17 protein-coding genes are annotated in these 16,744 nt (G+C 50.9%); 11 read left to right on the top strand and 6 right to left on the bottom strand.

Going from position 1 to position 16,744, the window contains the following annotated elements; all coding sequences use genetic code 11:
* Nucleotides 1-19: 19 nt before the first annotated feature.
* Together proC and CCE91_RS12035 are read right to left on the bottom strand one after the other, a co-directional pair.
* Nucleotides 20-844: a pyrroline-5-carboxylate reductase gene (gene proC / locus CCE91_RS12040; protein WP_086435560.1), complete on the bottom strand. Its 825-nt coding sequence runs from the start codon at nt 842-844 to the stop codon at nt 20-22.
* A gap of 81 nt (nt 845-925) precedes the next feature.
* Nucleotides 926-1,624: a YggS family pyridoxal phosphate-dependent enzyme gene (locus CCE91_RS12035; protein ID WP_086435559.1), complete on the bottom strand. Its 699-nt coding sequence runs from the start codon at nt 1,622-1,624 to the stop codon at nt 926-928.
* Nucleotides 1,625-1,677: 53 nt separating this feature from the next.
* Here CCE91_RS12035 and CCE91_RS12030 point away from each other — a divergent pair, with 53 nt between their 5' ends.
* From CCE91_RS12030 to tsaD, 4 genes are read left to right on the top strand one after another with little or no spacing between them, the layout of a single operon-like run.
* Nucleotides 1,678-2,712, top strand: a complete 1,035-nt coding sequence (locus CCE91_RS12030) for a type IV pilus twitching motility protein PilT (RefSeq protein ID WP_086435558.1) — start codon at nt 1,678-1,680, stop codon at nt 2,710-2,712.
* Nucleotides 2,713-2,759: 47 nt separating this feature from the next.
* Nucleotides 2,760-3,869 (top strand): PilT/PilU family type 4a pilus ATPase, encoded by a 1,110-nt coding sequence (locus CCE91_RS12025; RefSeq protein ID WP_086435557.1) that lies wholly within the window; start codon nt 2,760-2,762, stop codon nt 3,867-3,869.
* 52 nt (nt 3,870-3,921) lie between these two features.
* On the top strand, nt 3,922-5,016 hold the full coding sequence (locus CCE91_RS12020; RefSeq protein ID WP_126797231.1) for an alkaline phosphatase D family protein: 1,095 nt from the start codon (nt 3,922-3,924) through the stop codon (nt 5,014-5,016).
* A gap of 44 nt (nt 5,017-5,060) precedes the next feature.
* On the top strand, nt 5,061-6,074 hold the full coding sequence (tsaD, locus tag CCE91_RS12015; protein WP_086435555.1) for a tRNA (adenosine(37)-N6)-threonylcarbamoyltransferase complex transferase subunit TsaD: 1,014 nt from the start codon (nt 5,061-5,063) through the stop codon (nt 6,072-6,074).
* Between the two features lie 4 nt (nt 6,075-6,078).
* Here the strand turns inward: tsaD and plsY are convergent, their stop codons facing one another.
* Nucleotides 6,079-6,690 carry a glycerol-3-phosphate 1-O-acyltransferase PlsY gene (gene plsY, locus CCE91_RS12010; RefSeq protein WP_086435554.1) on the bottom strand — a complete coding sequence of 204 codons (612 nt, stop codon included), beginning with the start codon at nt 6,688-6,690 and terminating at the stop codon, nt 6,079-6,081.
* A gap of 88 nt (nt 6,691-6,778) precedes the next feature.
* Here plsY and folB point away from each other — a divergent pair, with 88 nt between their 5' ends.
* The 3 genes from folB to CCE91_RS11995 are packed head-to-tail and all read left to right on the top strand — an operon-like array spanning nt 6,779 to nt 8,477.
* A complete protein-coding gene (folB, locus tag CCE91_RS12005; RefSeq protein WP_086435553.1) occupies nt 6,779-7,147 on the top strand; it encodes a dihydroneopterin aldolase in 369 nt (122 codons plus the stop codon).
* 3 nt (nt 7,148-7,150) lie between these two features.
* A complete protein-coding gene (folK, locus tag CCE91_RS12000; protein ID WP_086435552.1) occupies nt 7,151-7,666 on the top strand; it encodes a 2-amino-4-hydroxy-6-hydroxymethyldihydropteridine diphosphokinase in 516 nt (171 codons plus the stop codon).
* 19 nt (nt 7,667-7,685) lie between these two features.
* Nucleotides 7,686-8,477 (top strand): undecaprenyl-diphosphate phosphatase, encoded by a 792-nt coding sequence (locus tag CCE91_RS11995; protein ID WP_407681287.1) that lies wholly within the window; start codon nt 7,686-7,688, stop codon nt 8,475-8,477.
* Nucleotides 8,478-8,485: 8 nt separating this feature from the next.
* Here the strand turns inward: CCE91_RS11995 and CCE91_RS11990 are convergent, their stop codons facing one another.
* On the bottom strand, nt 8,486-9,589 hold the full coding sequence (locus CCE91_RS11990; protein ID WP_086435550.1) for a hypothetical protein: 1,104 nt from the start codon (nt 9,587-9,589) through the stop codon (nt 8,486-8,488).
* Between the two features lie 146 nt (nt 9,590-9,735).
* On the opposite strand from CCE91_RS11990, the gene CCE91_RS11985 reads away from it, so the two are divergent.
* The 4 genes from CCE91_RS11985 to CCE91_RS11970 are packed head-to-tail and all read left to right on the top strand — an operon-like array spanning nt 9,736 to nt 14,194.
* A complete protein-coding gene (locus tag CCE91_RS11985) occupies nt 9,736-11,172 on the top strand; it encodes an ExeA family protein (RefSeq protein ID WP_086435549.1) in 1,437 nt (478 codons plus the stop codon).
* Nucleotides 11,172-11,909, top strand: coding sequence for a general secretion pathway protein GspB (locus CCE91_RS11980; protein WP_086435548.1), 738 nt, complete (start codon nt 11,172-11,174; stop codon nt 11,907-11,909). Before CCE91_RS11985 ends, CCE91_RS11980 begins: the two co-directional genes overlap by 1 nt.
* A 57-nt stretch (nt 11,910-11,966) precedes the next feature.
* Nucleotides 11,967-13,748, top strand: coding sequence for an acyl-CoA dehydrogenase C-terminal domain-containing protein (locus tag CCE91_RS11975; RefSeq protein ID WP_086435547.1), 1,782 nt, complete (start codon nt 11,967-11,969; stop codon nt 13,746-13,748).
* Nucleotides 13,748-14,194, top strand: a complete 447-nt coding sequence (locus CCE91_RS11970; RefSeq protein ID WP_086435546.1) for a hypothetical protein — start codon at nt 13,748-13,750, stop codon at nt 14,192-14,194. Before CCE91_RS11975 ends, CCE91_RS11970 begins: the two co-directional genes overlap by 1 nt.
* Here the strand turns inward: CCE91_RS11970 and lysC are convergent.
* Together lysC and CCE91_RS11960 are read right to left on the bottom strand one after the other, a co-directional pair.
* Nucleotides 14,159-15,514 carry a lysine-sensitive aspartokinase 3 gene (gene lysC / locus CCE91_RS11965; protein WP_198678039.1) on the bottom strand — a complete coding sequence of 452 codons (1,356 nt, stop codon included), beginning with the start codon at nt 15,512-15,514 and terminating at the stop codon, nt 14,159-14,161. The two genes, CCE91_RS11970 and lysC, sit on opposite strands and share 36 nt — an antisense overlap.
* Nucleotides 15,515-15,588: 74 nt before the next feature.
* The gene (locus tag CCE91_RS11960) at nt 15,589-16,728 is read right to left on the bottom strand and encodes a GNAT family N-acetyltransferase (RefSeq protein ID WP_086435544.1); all 1,140 of its coding nucleotides are present in this window, start codon (nt 16,726-16,728) and stop codon (nt 15,589-15,591) included.
* Nucleotides 16,729-16,744 lie beyond the last annotated feature (16 nt).

Raw genomic sequence — 16,744 nt, 5'->3', positions numbered from 1 at the left:
CCCGGCGGGTAAACTGTTCTTAAAACAGTTTAGCCATTTCCTGGTTGCGCGTCACGGCAGCTTTCACAGCTTTCGCTGAAATGCCGTCCACGTCGGCCTGTTGATAAACCTCAACACCCTTGGCGGTAGAACCACCTTTACTGGTTACCTGAGATCTTAGTTCTGATAGCTCTAAATCGCTATTCATAGCCATTTTTGCCGCACCTAAAGCGGTTTGCTGCACCATTTGACGCGCTTTGTCACTGTCGTAACCCAATTCCACCGCAGCTTTTTGTAAGCTGGCCATGAATTCAAAGAAATACGCCGGGCCACTACCGGCAACAGCGCCAAGAATATCAAGTTCGTCTTCGGTGCTAACCCACTGGGTGGCGCCCACGCCTTTAAAGGCTTTTTCAATATAAGCTTTGTCGTCATCGGTAGCTTTGCTGTCAGCTACTAAACCCGACATACCTTCACCAACCAATGACGGGGTGTTTGGCATCACGCGCACCATGCGAATGTCGTCGCCCAGATACTGGTAGTATTTTTCAATGCGAATACCAGCGGCAATAGTAACAATAAGCTTACTGGCTAAATCACTGACTTCTTTGCGCAACGCCGCGCACACATCCTGCATTAACTGAGGTTTTACCGCTAACACAATAACGTCAGCCTGAGCCGCTACTTCAGCATTATTCTGGCTGGTAGTAACACCATGTTTAGCAGACATTTTTTCAAGCTTTTCGGGGCTGGGATTACTAATGAAAATATGGTCAGCAGGGTATCCGCTTTGACACATGCCACCGACAATACTCTGGGTCATGTTGCCCGCGCCGATAAAGGCAATTTTGCGATAATCACTCATAAATTAGTCCTTGTCTTAATAACCAGTTTGCCGCGCCAGAGAATAACTACTGCGCAAAGTGCGAAACCAGTAATGAATTTGTCAGGTAGAGCGCGCACCAAAAATGGCGGTACCAATGCGAACCATGGTTGAGCCATGCTCAATAGCCGCAACCACATCGTCGCTCATACCCATTGATAAGGTATCCACTTGTTTATATTGGGCTTGTAACTTTAAAAACAACCCGTGCATGGTGGCAAAGCTGGTTGTTTGACCGCTTGCAGCACCTGGGGCCGGTATCGCCATAAGGCCCCGCAACTCTATATTGGGTAGTGCGTTAATAGCTTCGGCAAGCGGCATCAGTTCTGCTTCTGAAACCCCGGACTTGGTCGTTTCGTCGTCAATATTTACCTGAATAAGCACTTGCAGCGGTGGCAAGTCAGGGCTGCGCTGATCACTTAGGCGACGGGCAATTTTGAGTCGGTCAATGCTTTGTACCCAATCAAAATGCGCGGCAACGTCTTTGGTTTTATTGGACTGGAGCGGACCAATGAAATGCCAGCAAATGTCCGTTAAACCTGACAGCTGCTGTATTTTATCAACGCCTTCTTGCACGTAATTCTCGCCAAAGTCGCGCTGGCCAGCCTGATAAGCTTGCTCTATGAGCGCTGTCGGTTTAGTTTTACTAACAGCGATGAGACGCACCGAGTTCGGATTACGTTTAGCTGTAGCTGCCGCCTGCTGCAGTTGCTGCTGAATCCGTGCTATGTTGTCTGCAACACTTGTTGCGATGGTCGTCATAGTGCGACTTTCCTCCAAAAAATTAATATAACCATTCAGTGTAGGAATAAGTTATGGATATTACCGAACTTTTGGCTTTCAGCGTAAAGCATAACGCATCTGACCTGCATTTGTCGGCTGATTCACCACCAATGATTCGAGTAGATGGTGAGGTTCGTAAAATTAATATTCCGGCGCTGAATCACAAGCAGGTGCATGAGTTAATTTACGACATCATGAATGATCGCCAGCGCAAGGAATACGAACAAAATCTGGAATGTGATTTTTCATTTGAAGTTCCCGACATGGCGCGTTTCCGGGTTAATGCTTTTATTCAAAATCGTGGCGCTGCTGCGGTATTCAGAACGATTCCCAACGACGTATTGACCTTAGAACAACTGGGCGCTCCGGATATTTTTAAAGATATCGCCAACAATCCTCGTGGACTTGTACTGGTAACCGGGCCTACCGGCTCAGGTAAATCAACTACGCTGGCGGCCATGGTGGATTACATTAATGAAAACCGGCATGACCATATTCTGACCATTGAAGACCCGATCGAGTTTGTGCACAAAAACAAGCAAAGCCTGATTAACCAGCGGGAAGTGCATCGCGATACGCGCAGTTTTAATGCCGCTTTGCGCTCGGCCTTGCGGGAAGATCCGGATGTGATTCTGGTGGGTGAAATGCGTGATCTGGAAACCATTCGGCTGGCTATGACTGCGGCTGAAACTGGTCATTTAGTGTTTGGCACCCTGCACACGACTTCCGCACCTAAAACCATAGACCGTATTGTGGATGTATTCCCCGGCGATGAGAAATCAATGGTGCGCTCCATGCTGTCGGAATCGTTGCGGGCAGTTATTAGTCAGGCGCTGATAAAGCGTGTTGGCGGTGGCCGGGTGGCTGCGCACGAAATTATGATTGCAACCTCAGCCATTAAAAACCTGATCCGCGAGGATAAAATTGCGCAAATGTATTCGTCTATTCAAACCGGCGCAGCACATGGCATGCAAACTCTGGATCAAAGCTTGCTGCAGTTGGTTAATAAAGGCGTGATATCAACCCAGGATGCTCGCACCAGAGCTAACCATAAAGACTCGTTTTAACGGCCCGGTGTAGCACCAGGTTATTAGTAATAAACAGGAGAGCGGTGATGCAGTTAAATCAGTTGCTGGAGCAAATGGTAGCACGCGATGCTTCCGACTTATTTATTTCTGCGGGCTTGGCGCCAAGCGCAAAAGTTGATGGCGAGCTAACGCCATTAGCGGATACCAAGCTTACTGCCGAGCAAGCGCTGGAACTGGCTCATCAGGCTATGAACGACAAACAGCGGCAGCAGTTTGCTGACGAACAAGAAGCTAACTTCGCTATCTCCCGCGATGGTGTGGGCCGCTTTCGGGTGAGTGCATTTTGGCAGCGTCAGCAAGCTGGCATGGTGATTCGCCGCATAGTGACTGATATTCCCAGTGTTGAGAGTTTGGGACTACCCGACATACTTACCAAAGTGATTATGGCCAAACGTGGCTTAGTGTTGGTAGTTGGTGGCACCGGTACCGGTAAATCTACGTCGTTGGCGGCCTTGCTGGGGCATCGTAATCACCATTCCAAAGGCCACATACTTACCATTGAAGACCCAATTGAATTTGTGCATGAGCACGGTGGTTGCATGATCACTCAGCGTGAAGTGGGCACCGACACCGAATCCTTTGAGTCAGCACTAAAAAGCTCGCTGCGGCAGGCGCCGGACGTAATTCTGGTGGGTGAAATCCGGTCTCAGGAAGTAATGGAGTATGCCCTTACTTTCGCTGAAACCGGACACCTGTGTGTGGCAACCTTGCACGCCAACAATGCTAATCAGGCCATTGAGCGGATTATGCACTTGGTGCCGAAAGAGAAAGTTGGCAAGTTGATGTTTGACTTGTCACTTAACTTGCGCGCTATCGTGGCGCAGCAACTATTGCCAAGCGCCGGTGGCGGACGGGTTGCTGCTATCGAAATTTTATTAAATAGCCCGATTATTGCTGAGAAAATTGCAACCGGCGACATGGGTGATATCAAAGAAATTATGGCGAAGTCGAAAGAGCTGGGAATGCAAACTTTCGATCAAGCTCTGTATGCGCTGTATAAAAACAAACGAATCACCCTTGAAGATGCGTTGCGTCATGCCGACGCACCGAATGATTTACGTCTGCAAGTTAAGCTCAGTGGTGAAAACCCAGGCGGGGGTGACACTTTAGCCGGCGCGACGGTTGATTTGGACTAAGTTTTTCCCCGTTTTTGCCGATAAAAAAACAGTTAGCTAACGAGGGTTTTGCGTGAAGTCGGTCAGGATTGGAGTCATTACAGGCTTAATTAGTGTGCTAGCTGCCTTGCAGTTGGGCAGCCTTGCCAATGCACAGGACGCCATCAAAGAATACACGCGAGTTGCTGTTGCCTGTTGTGTGGAACCGGATCGTCGCCAGCGTGCGTGGGAACCCATTCGTCGCTTTAACCCTGACTTAGTTCTGATGATGGGCGACATGATTGACGTGAACGCCGATGATCTGGAAGATTTAACCGACGGCTATGAAATTTTGTCACGCTCCAGAGGACTGCGGCTGATTCGCCAAAACGCCTATACTATGGCGGTATGGAATGAATACGACTATGCCCTGAACGGCCGCGTAGATAATACCCATAAGCACAAGGCAGAAGTTCGTCAGCACTTTATTGAATACTGGAATGAGCCCTACAACACCGAGCGCTATTACCGCCAGGATGGTTTGTACGGCAGTATGTTTTTGGGGCAAGGTGAGCGACGAATACAGATTTTAATGCTGGATACTCGCTGGCATCGACAGCCGTTAAAGCGGGCGTCCTGGTGGCAACGGCAAATTGACTACTGGTGGCATCAACGCGGTTCCTGGCAAGCCGAAAGCGGTGCTAAGTTGCTGGGCAACAAGCAATGGCAATGGCTGGAAGCTCAGTTGCAACAGCCGGCAGCAGTGCGAATTATTGCCAGTTCGATTCCTGTTTTAGCGGGCGAGCAGGGCTTTGATACTTGGTCGTTATTTGGCAATGAACGGCAAAAACTGCGTGCGGTATTGCAACGCACCAATGCCAACGGCGTTATTCTGGTAGGCGCTGGAACCCACTGGGGTGATTTAAGTTATGACTCTACTGCTACCGACTACGGCGTGTGGCAGCTTACTCCTGGCAGCATCAATCAGAATGCCCGGTTTATTCCGGCAAACCCGTTTCGAGCTGGCCGGCCGAGTGTAGAGTCACGTTATGGCACCGTCGAAGTGTTTTGGCTTGCTGATGACCCATTGGTAACCATAGCGACCCGCGATGTGGACGGGCGGGTTATTAATCAACAAGAATTATCCTTAAGCGAGCTGGGAAGCGCACCTGCAATTGAGTTAGAATAACCCCCTTAATAACGACTCTTAACTTCCAAAAGGTGTTGGCGCAAATGCGAGTGCTAGGCATAGAAACCTCCTGTGACGAAACCGGCGTAGCCATTTACGATACCGACAAGGGATTGTTGGCTCACCAGTTGTATTCGCAAGTAGCCCTGCATGCGGACTACGGTGGCGTGGTTCCTGAGCTGGCATCGCGCGATCACGTTCGTAAAACTATTCCTATGGTAGAGGCGACTATTAAAGCCGCCGGGTTAACCAGTGACCAAATTGATGGCGTTGCCTACACGGCCGGGCCAGGGTTAGTGGGTGCATTACTGGTAGGTGCCTGCATAGGTCGCTCACTGGCTTATGGCTGGCAAATTCCGGCGCTTGCTGTGCATCACATGGAAGGCCACTTGCTGGCGCCGATGCTGGAAGAAAACCCACCTGAGTTTCCGTTTGTGGCGCTATTGGTTTCAGGCGGACACACGCAACTGGTGCAGGTTGACGGTATTGGTCGCTACAAGTTGCTGGGTGAGTCGGTAGACGACGCAGCCGGAGAAGCATTCGACAAAACGGCGAAGCTGATGGGGCTGGATTATCCTGGCGGGCCTCGCCTTGCTGCCTTAGCTGAACAAGGTGTAGCAAATCGTTATAAATTCCCACGACCAATGACGGATAAGCCCGGTTTGAATTTTTCCTTCAGTGGCCTGAAAACACACACGGCGAATACTATTGCCACTGAAGCCGATGACGCTCAAACACGGGCTGATATAGCGCGGGCGTTTCAGGATGCCGTGGTAGACACCTTATTGATTAAGTGTCGCCGCGCGTTGGAGCAAACAGGCCTAAAACGTCTGGTAGTGGCCGGTGGTGTTAGCGCCAATAAAGAACTGCGGATTAAGTTGCACGAATTACTCAGTAAACGTGGTGGCGCTGTGTATTTTCCGCGCACTGAGTTTTGTACCGATAACGGTGCCATGATTGCTTTTGCTGGCGCGCAGCGTTTGTTAGCTGGCGAAACCAACGATTTGAGCATTAAAACCCGGCCGCGCTGGCCGTTAGATGAACTGGCGGCGGTTTAACCTGTTAGTGGTCGTCGTCGGAGTTTTTGGTTGGCTTGCGAAACGCTTGTTCCTGGCCACTGCTTAACCGCAAAATATTGGCTTGATGGCGCCACAAAATCAGTAGCGAAATCATAATAACCGGCACCGTGTACTGTGGCTTTATCCAATAGGCATAAAAGGGTGCCAGGCTTACCGTTACCAGTGCGGCTAGCGATGACACCCGGCTAATACGAAACACCAGCAACCAGGTAACAATAAGCAATAATGCCATTTGCCAGGCCACCGGAAACATAGCGCCGAGCGCAGTGGCAACGGCTTTACCGCCGCGGAAGTGAAAATATAACGGGAAAATGTGACCTAAACAGGCTGCCACTGCAATCATACCTAAAAAGAATGGTTCAATACCCAGATAGTAAGCGCTCCATACCGGCAGCATGCCTTTGAGTACGTCAAAGGCCAGAGTAAGTAGAGCAGGTAGTTTGCCGCCCATGCGATACACATTGGTAGCGCCGGGGTTGTTGGAGCCATGGGTGCGCGGATCCGGCAGACCGAATAATCTGCAGATGAGTACTGCACTACTGATGGAGCCGAATAAATAGGCTGTCAGTATGGTAAGAAGTATCAGCGCGCTCATTTCAGGGGTTCGCTTCGTGCCAACTTTAAGCTAGTATGCTGGCCCATAGCATAAGCACTTTCAGCATAAATTACCACGGTGATCGGCAATGAAGGATCAGGTTCTTATTGATGGCTTGAAGGTAGACACCGTAATCGGGGTTTACGACTGGGAAAAGCAGATCAAGCAACAGTTGAGTATTGATTTAGCCATGGCCTGGGACAATCGTCCGGCGGCGGCTTCTGATGACTTAGCTGATGCACTTGATTATGCCAGCGTTGCCGAGGCGGTCACCAACCTGATTCAGCAGCGGCCCCGGCAACTGATAGAACAGGTAGCTGAAGAAGTAGCGCAACTGCTGTTAACCGAGTTCAAGGTGACCGAAGTTACGGTCACAGTTGCTAAACCCGGCGCAGTGCCTGCGGCAAACTCAGTGGCCGTTAAAATCACCCGTTCCGCGATTGCTGCCAAGGAGTAAATTTTGGCGCTGGTACATCTTGGCATTGGTTCTAATTTACAAAAGCACAAGCACATTCGTGCTGGTGTTCAGGCGTTACTGCACCACTCGGGCCTACAGGCCCAGAATGTTCGGCTGTCCCGTGTATTTCGCAGCGCTGCTGTGGGCTTTGCCGGGCGCGACTTTTTTAATCTGGTGATGAGTTTCCATACTCATGTTGCGGCCGGGCAAGTGAATGACATTTGCAAAGAGATTGAGCATGAGTTTGGGCATAGCGGGCAGGTGGCTAAGTTTAGCCCGCGCACACTCGATATTGATGTGTTGCTTTATGACCAGCAGGTGAGTGCAGCGCCAGTGCAGTTGCCGCGTGCCGAAATTCTTGAAAATGCTTTTGTATTATGGCCGTTAGCGGAGCTGTCGCCATTATTAGTCCATCCTGTGATGAATCAAACCTATGCCCGGCTGTGGCAGAATTACCGGCTGGAACAACGACTGGAACCAGTCGATTTCAACTGGTCGTTAACGCCTACGAGCGAATAAGAAGGATATTTTTGTGAGTATGTTAGAAACAGCGTTGCTGGCGATTATTCAGGGGTTAACTGAGTTTTTACCGATTTCCAGTTCGGCACATTTGATTTTACCCTCGCAATTATTAGGCTGGCAGGATCAGGGCCTGGCCTTTGATGTGGTAGTGCATTTGGGCACACTGCTAGCTGTAGTCACCTACTTCCGGGCGCAGGTGGCCGACTTATTAGTGGGTTGGCTTGGGTCTTTTCGAGGTCAGCATAATGAACATAGCCGTCTGGCCTGGCTTATTATTTGGGCTACTATTCCAGCCGCTTTGTTTGGGTTGCTGGCCGCTAGTTCGATTGAGCAATACGGGCGTTCAGCGTTAGTTATTGCGGTTACCACTATTTTATTTGGTTTGCTGCTGTGGTGGGCGGATTGCCGCGCCAGTGAACGTCAAAATATGTCGCAGCTAACCTTAAAGCAAGCCATTATTGTTGGTTTAGCGCAGGCGCTGGCGCTTATTCCTGGCACCTCGCGCTCAGGTATAACTATGACAGCGGGTTTGTTTTTGGGGCTGAAGCGTACCGATGCGGCGCGATTCTCGTTCTTACTGTCTATTCCGGTTATTTTAATGGCCGGCGGCTATCAGACGCTGAAACTGGTACAAAGTCCGGTTGCAGTAGACTGGCTGGCCCTGGGAACCGGGCTGGTACTGGCGTTTGTTAGTGCTTACCTATGTATTCACTTCTTTTTGAAAATTATTGAACGCATGGGCATGCTGCCATTCGTTATTTACCGCCTGCTGCTGGGTACTGTATTACTGCTGTTCGTATTCTGGTAGGCCAGTTGTTACGGTGTCAGTACTTCGGCAATAGCCTTAATTTGCTGCTGGCGCAGTTTGGCACCTAGCTCTGCGCCAGTGTAACCCGCCTCGATTAAAGGTTGCGGGGTTACTGCGTGTAGCGCTTGGGCTATTCGCCGCAGTTGCTGCACGGCAGTGTCATTGTGGCCTGCCACCTGCAGCACGGATTGCAACGGCAAAATTGGATCCATACTGCGTTGGCAACCGGTTTCACGCAGCAAGTCCCACAGCCATTCGGCATCTTCTGCTTGACAGCTGGCGGGTAGCTTTTGATGCCATTTCTGGCAGGTTTTTAACCAATAGCGCGCTTGTTTGGGCAACTTCAACCTATCCGCGAATTGCTGCAACGCCTGATCGTTCAAATCAATAGTCACAGTGGCCAGCCTCAGCGCTGCACTCTCTGGTAGTTGTGGATGTTGTAACCGGCTTAATGCCGCCGCCAGGTAGCTAGTGTCTGCAACCTCAGTAAACCAGGGGTGCAATGATTCGGCCTCAGCCAGTACCGCGAAAAACACATGCGGACTAGCGCTGGCTATGCTGCGTTCCAATTCGCGCCATACGCGCTCGGCACTCAAGGTAGCTAGTTCACCTGAAGCCGCAATAGTGCGCATTAAGCTGAAGGTTTCAGGGGCAACGGTGAAATCGTCCTGATAAAATCTGGCGGCAAACCGGGCTACGCGCAATACTCGCAGCGGGTCTTCAGTAAATGCCGGGGACACATGGCGTAACAGCTTTTCGTGCAAATCTTCCTGCCCACCATAAGGGTCAATAAGTTCGCCGGTGGCCTGGTCACGAGCTATGGCGTTTACGGTCAGGTCGCGTCTGATTAAGTCCTGCTCAAGAGTTATTTCAGGCGAGGCATGTACTTCAAAGCCCTGATAGCCGGTACCTGACTTTCGTTCGGTGCGAGCCAGCGCATATTCTTCACCTGTTTTGGGATGTAAGAACACCGGGAAGTCTTTCCCTACCTGACGGAAACCCTTAGCCTGCATTTCCTCGGCGGTGGCGCCAACAACCACAAAATCTCGCTCAACCACTGGCTTACCCAGTAGCTCATCACGCACGGCCCCACCGACTAAATAAATTTCCACTGTTTGCTTCCGTTGTTGGCTATTGTTAACGATTGTTTCGCAACATTTTATGCAATGATTAGGATGATGGCGAATCACTAGCCGTTACGCAAGTGAGTCGGTACACTGATGTGTATTGAGTTATTTTAATTTTGAGTAGCAAGCGCATGTATCAAAACTTTTTTGGTCTCTCGGCGGAACCCTTTTCGATTGCGCCCGACCCTCATTTTTTATTCTTAAGTGATCGCCATGAAGAAGCGCTGGCGCACTTAAGCTATGGGCTGCAGGGCAGTGGTGGATTTATTCTGCTAACCGGCGAAGTAGGTACCGGCAAAACCACGGTTTCGCGGGCTTTGCTGGAGCAGTTAACAGAACAAACTCGCACCGCCTTTATTTTGAACCCAACTCTGAATGAGCAGGAGCTGCTGGCAACCTTGTGTGATGAGTTTGGTATTCGCTATGCAAAGCGCAGCGCCACAGCCAAGCAACTAACCGATAAGCTCAGCCAGTTTTTGTTGAACGCCTACAGTAATGGTGAGCAATGTCTGGTGCTGATTGATGAAGCTCAGCATTTGCAGCCACAGGTATTAGAGCAATTGCGGCTACTAACCAATCTGGAAACCGACCAACAGAAATTGCTGCGGGTGATACTAATTGGCCAGCCGGAGTTGCAGGATTTGCTGCGGCGCCGTGAGTTACGCCAGTTGGCACAACGCATTACCGCACGTTATCACTTGTTGCCGCTAACGCCAGCGGATAGCGCGCGTTATATTGCTTACCGGCTGCAGGTAGCTGGTGCTCAGCGCGAAATATTTTCTAATGCCGCTATACGTAAGTTACACCAGGCTAGCGAAGGTATACCACGCCGACTTAACGTGCTGTGTGACCGCGCGCTGCTAGCGGCCTATAACGATCGCTCTGAACAAGTTCTACCTGGTCACGTTCGTACGGCTATTTTTGAAGTGGACGGGCAACTGGATAACCGTAGTTCAGGCACAGGTTCAGCCTGGCCAAAGCTAGTTGCCGGATTTTTATTTGCGGCGGTGGTTGGTTATGGCGCAAGCTGGGGCTGGCAGGCATGGCAACAACCTGAACCTGAGCCGCGCACAGCCAGTGCCGTGGATCAATTGCTACAACAGTGGCAACTGCCTAAATATACCGGCGAGCAACCGCTGTGCGACTGGCTAACGCGCTATCAGCTGGCGTGTTGGCAGGGGCAACTCCGTTTTGATCAATTGCTGGCGTTAAATTACCCGGCCATATTGCAGCAAACTTCGGGTGATTATGTGTGGATTGGCAGCCGCAGTGGCGCGCAGGTGCCGGCCGAGTGGAACGGCGAGGCGGTGGTTATCTGGCAGCCGCCGGCCGGTTACCAAACCGATGAAGAGCGTTATCAACAATGGCTACAGGAAGCTGTTGCCCGCCATTTACCGAACGGCGATAGCCGGCTAACGGTGACCCCCTCCAATAGCACCGAAATTTATCAGCGGATTCAGCAAACCGCAGGTTTACCGGTAAGCGGCGAACTGGATGCAGCCACCTTGGTTTGGTTAGCAGGGAAAACGGCCACCAGCGGACCACGACTGGCAGCGGGAGAATACTAATGTCATCTATATTAGCCGCCATGCGGCAACAAAAAGAACGTTATCAGTCGCCGTCACCTATTCAACAACAACCAACTGAGAGTCCGGCAGCAGCCAGATCCCTGTTAACCGGGTTAGTTGTTGCGGTGTTGGGATTAGTGGTGGGGGCAGGGGCTTTCTATACCTTAGGACCTGATACTGAGGCCAAGGTTGCCAGCAATGCCAAGGCAGACAATCTGGTTCTTGGCGCACCACAGCAGTTGAGTCTGGTCAGTTTGCCTGAACCTGCGCAACCGGCAGTAGCACCACTACCCGCTAACTCCAACACATCGCAGCAGGCGATAGCTCAGGAGACAAGAGCTCGGCAGACAGGAACATCGCAACAGGCAGCCAGAGAGCCGGATGCCGAGGCACTGGATTTAGATAGCGTGTCGCCGGATTTGCTGGCAGCTTTTGAAGAGGCGTTAGTGGCTACTGCTGATTCGTCCGGACAAACTCAGGAGCCTTCGGTGTTGCCGTTGCTGACGGAACTTCCGGATCGTTTTCAGGCACAGGTGCCGTACTTTAGTTACGACGCTCACAACTATGTGTCCGATGTTGACCGACGATTTTTGATTTTGGGTGGGCGTAGGTTATATGAAGGCGATTACTTTGAAGATATGCAGGTAATTCGCATTGAACCGCAGTACACCGTACTTGCCATAAATCGGCAGGCTTTTCGCCAAACTGCATTGGAAGACTGGACAGGGAGCCGTTAGATCTGTTATTAAAACACCTGTTTGAAATGAACGTTTAATTTTTAAGAGGTAATGACTATGGCTGACTATCGGGTTCCACGCGCAGACATGCAGTTTTTGTTGAACGACGTATTCAATGTTGGCGCGGACTGGCAGCAAATGCCGGCGCTGGCTGACATGATGGATATGGACACTGCCACAGCAATTATTGACGAAGCAGCCAAGCTTGCCGAAACGCTGGTTGCGCCTAATTCACGTGCCGCAGACGAGCAAGGCGTAACTTTTAAAGATGGTGTGGTTACCACACCTGCTGGTTATAAAGAAAACTACCAACAGCTTGCCGAAGGTGGTTGGGTAGGCGTAACTGCCAACCCCGATTTCGGTGGTATGGGTTTACCAAAATCACTGTCAGTGCATTACGAAGAAATGCTCTGTGCTGCAGACATTGCCTTCTCGTTATATCCGGGGCTAACCTCCGGCGCTATTATGACGCTGGATTTACACGGCAGTGACGAGCTTAAAAATACCTACTTACCTAAACTGGCAAGCGGTGAATGGACCGGCACCATGTGTTTGACCGAGTCTCATGCTGGTACTGATTTAGGTATTATCCGCAGCAAAGCAGAGCCTGATTCCGATGGCAGTTTTCATATTCATGGCACCAAGATATTCATTACCGGTGGTGAGCATGATCTGGTCGATAACATTGTGCATCTGGTGCTGGCGAAACTGCCTGACGCACCAGCCGGCAGCAAAGGTATCTCATTATTTCTAGTACCTAAATTCCTGGTGAATGAAGATGGCTCACTGGGCGAACGTAACGCCGTAAGCTGTGGCAGCATTGAGCACAAAATGGGTATTCACGCTTCTGCGACTTGTGTATTGAACTTCGACGGTGCCAAAGGTTGGCTTATTGGCGACCCTCACCGTGGTTTGCCAGCCATGTTTACCATGATGAACTATGAACGTTTGGGCGTAGGTATTCAGGGCTTAGGCGGCGCGGCGCGTTCGTATCAGAATGCACTTGAGTATGCTCAGGATCGTATTCAGGGACGCGGTGCGAAAGCTACCCAAAATCATAAGAAAGAAGCCGACAGCCTGATGGTACACGGTGACGTGCGGCGCATGCTGCTAACCATGAAGGCTTTCGTTGAAGGCGGTCGCGCATTTTCCACTTATGTTGGCCAGCAGCTAGACCGCGCTAAATTTGGTGACAACGTTGAACAAAGTCAGCGAGCCGATGCGCTGGTGGCTCTGCTTACGCCAGTTGCCAAAGCCTTTCTAACCGACACCGGTTTAGAAGCGACTATTCTTGGCCAGCAAGTATTCGGTGGCCATGGCTACGTACGCGAGTGGGGTCAGGAACAACTGGTGCGGGACGTGCGCATTGCGCAAATTTACGAAGGCACCAATGGTATTCAGGCGTTAGACTTGCTTGGCCGTAAAGTGGTGGGCTCGCAGGGCAGTAATTTGACTCCGCTGCTGGAAGACATTCGCGCCTTCTGTAATGATTCGGACACCACCGGCTGGAAAGTTGAAGTAGCTGCGCTGTTGAAACACACCGATAGACTGGAAGGGGCAACCCGAGAGCTCATTGAAAAAGCGCGCGGTGACGAGAACCTGGTCAACAGTGTGGCGGTTGAGTACTTGCATCTGGTTGGTTATATCTGTTTCGCTTATATGTGGTTACGCATGGCATTGGTAGCGGCGCCGCAAGTGGGCGAAAAGCCACACTTACGCAGCAAAATAAAAACTGCGAAGTTCTATTTTGAGCGCATTCTGCCGCGGGTAGAAGGTTTATTACCGGCAATTCAAAACGGCAGTAAGGCGTTGTTCGAACATGAGGAAGACGAGTTCTAATGAGTGATAAACGGCCGCCTGATGTTGCCGAAGATGCCGTTGTTCTGTGGCGCGACAGCCGTCGCGCGCAGGGCTGGGCATTATTTGTATTTGGTATCTGGATGTTGCTCTATATTGGGCAAGCTATTGCGTTATGGATAATTGTGGTTGGCATTCTGGCTACCACCGCCTTGCTGATGCTGATTATTATTAAGTTCAGACCGCGCCAACCGGCGGCCTGGGTTGAGCCTAACCACGTCACCACACCACGATTGATTATGCCACCGCGGCGCTGGAGCCTTGAAGAACCACCGACAGTGTCGGGACTAGGCGATGAAGACCAGGTGTTAATGGCCTTCAAACCGCAGGGGCGAGGCGTTCGCAAGGTGGTGTTCTGGCGTGAGCAAGACACTCTGTTAGAATTGCAAAAATTAGGTGTGCAGGTGCCTGAAGAGCTGTTGGTGTAATTGCACTATCGCTTGCGGGCCCTGCTCGTCATCAACCAGCACACACAAATTGTGTGGGCTGGCACCATGACAAATTAAGCGTACATTCATATCCCCCAATGCACTGAATATCGTAGCGGCCACCTGTGGCTGCGTATTCAGGCTGGCGCCTACTACCGCAACTAGCGCCAGATTCTGTTTGATTTCCACTTTTCCCAAGGCCGACAGGGCCTTTAGTACCTGATCCGATAACGCTTGCTCAGAGCCGCGCTGGTCGAGCGTTAGCGCCACACTGATTTCAGAGGTAGTGACTAAGTCTACCGAGATTCGGTGTTCAGCCAGAATGGCAAAGGTTTTCGCTAAGAAACCATAGCTGTAAAGCATGTCTGGACTGGTTATTTTTAACAGGGTTTGATTGGGGCGCAGCGCTAGTGCGGTAAACGCCTCTTTGCTGTCAACTTCACGCCGAATCGTGGTGCCACCGGACGGATCCAAAGTAGAGCCAATAAACACCGGAATATCGGAGCGCATAGCTGGCCACAGTGTTTTTGGATGTAACACTTTCGCGCCAAAAGTTGCCAGTTCCGCCGCTTGTGCAAACGATAACTCAGCCAGTGGCTGGGCCTGGGGAACAATGCGTGGGTCGGTGCTATAAAGCCCTTTTACATCAGTCCATATTTGCACCAGGTCAGCGTCCAGTGCCTCCGCTAACAAAGCTGCGGAATAGTCTGAACCACCGCGACCTAAAGTGGTAATTTCTCCCGCTGGCGTGGCACCAATAAATCCTTCGCAAACCATTACCAACTGGTTGTCGTTACGTAATTCAGGGGCTAACACAGTTTGGATAGCAGCGCGTGTAGCTGCTGGATCTGGTTCCGCATGACCAAAGGTATTATCTGTTACTAACATGCTGCTGGCGGCAACATAACGTGCATAGCGACCGGCGTGCTGTAAGTAAGCGCTAACAACCCGCGCGGAGAAACGTTCACCCAGGCTTATCAGCCGGTCGCGTTCAGCGCCGCGACAGGCAACCGCAGCGTCGAGTTCAGCAAATAACGGCGCTAATGACTCGGCCAGCCAGTTGGCGTAATCGGTCGATTTAGGTAGCTCAGCTAAAAACTGCTGCTGGCGCTCATATATAAATTCTTTATTTGCAGATATGGTGGCCGGAGTGGTGGCGTCAGCAATGGCCAGTAAAGCGTTAGTTACGCCAGCTGCTGCACTTACCACAACCAGTTGCGCGCCCTTATTTTGCAGGCTTTGATCATTGATAATGGCAACACTACGTGCCAATGCCTGAGGGTCGGCAACACTAGTGCCGCCAAATTTTAGGATCTGCAAAATGAGTCTCCGCGCGAAGGCTGATTAACGAAGCAAGAAGACTACTAAAATAACCGGCATTCGCCAAGCGTGAATCATGGCTGGTGGCGATAGGGTAAATGCTGCTTAGCGGCTTCCAGATAAGCCTGAGTGTGGTTACGTTCTTGCTCGCAATAGGCCGTTATGGCTGCTAGCAAGGGTGAATCGTTTAACTGGTAGCAGCCTTGCCGTAGTACCGGTTCAAAGCCACGTTGGAGCTTATGCTCGCCCTGAGCGCCGGCATCAAACACATCGAGCCCGGTTGCGATGCAAATATCAATGCCCTGGTAGTAACAAGTTTCAAAGTGCAAAAAATCAAATTCTTCAAAAGCACCCCAGTAGCGTCCATACAAGGTTGCATCCGATTTAAAAAACAGTGACGCAGCCACCCACCTGTCGTCCTGAAAGGCACATACCATAATCAGGTCGTCGGGCATGCTTTGCCCCCATAACTGAAAGGATTCCTCGGTTAAATAGCCAAGGTGGCCTGAGCGTTTTAAATACGTAGCACAATAAAACTGGTAGAACTTATGCCAGTGAGCAGCGGTTATTTCGGTGCCGGTCAGGTGTTGAAAATGGATTCCCTGGGCGGTCACGCATTCGCGCTCTTTGCGGATCATTTTACGTTTGCGCGATGTAAGCGCGGCTAGAAAATCGTCGAAGCTTTCATAATTACGGCGTTGCCAGTGAAACTGAACATCGCTACGTAACAGCCAGTTGGTGTTGGTCATTGCAGCGGCTAAGGCAGGTTCCAAATAAAGGCATTGATAGCCGCTAATTTGGTTGGCTTTGGCAAAGTCGGCCAGGTAGTTATTCAGTAATGGCCACAGGTCGGTTAGTGAATAGCCTTCGGCAATACCAATACGGGGGCCGCTGGCGGGCGTAAAGGGTACCGCGCAGACCAGCTTGGGATAGTACTTCAGTTGATAACGTTCGTAGGCTTCGGCAAAGTTCCAGTCAAACATGTACTCACCGAAAGAGTGTGACTTCAGGTACCAGGGCATGGCCGCCACCACGGTATCCTTATGCTTAACCAAAAGATGGTGTGGCTGCCAGCCTTGCCTGGCACATACTGCTTCGCTTTGTTCCAGCGCCGCTAAAAAGGCATGCTGTATAAACGGATAGCTGCCAGCAAACAACGAATCCCAGAGCTTTGCCGGGATACTGGAAATACTTGGATAGTGCTCAATGTGCATGCCGCAACAACCAGAT

It is taken from the genome of Pseudidiomarina planktonica, assembly GCF_900177775.1.
In the GTDB taxonomy this organism is placed as follows: domain Bacteria; phylum Pseudomonadota; class Gammaproteobacteria; order Enterobacterales; family Alteromonadaceae; genus Pseudidiomarina; species Pseudidiomarina planktonica.
Note: the sequence above shows the minus strand (reverse complement) of the source record. Positions and strands in the feature narration are given on the sequence as shown.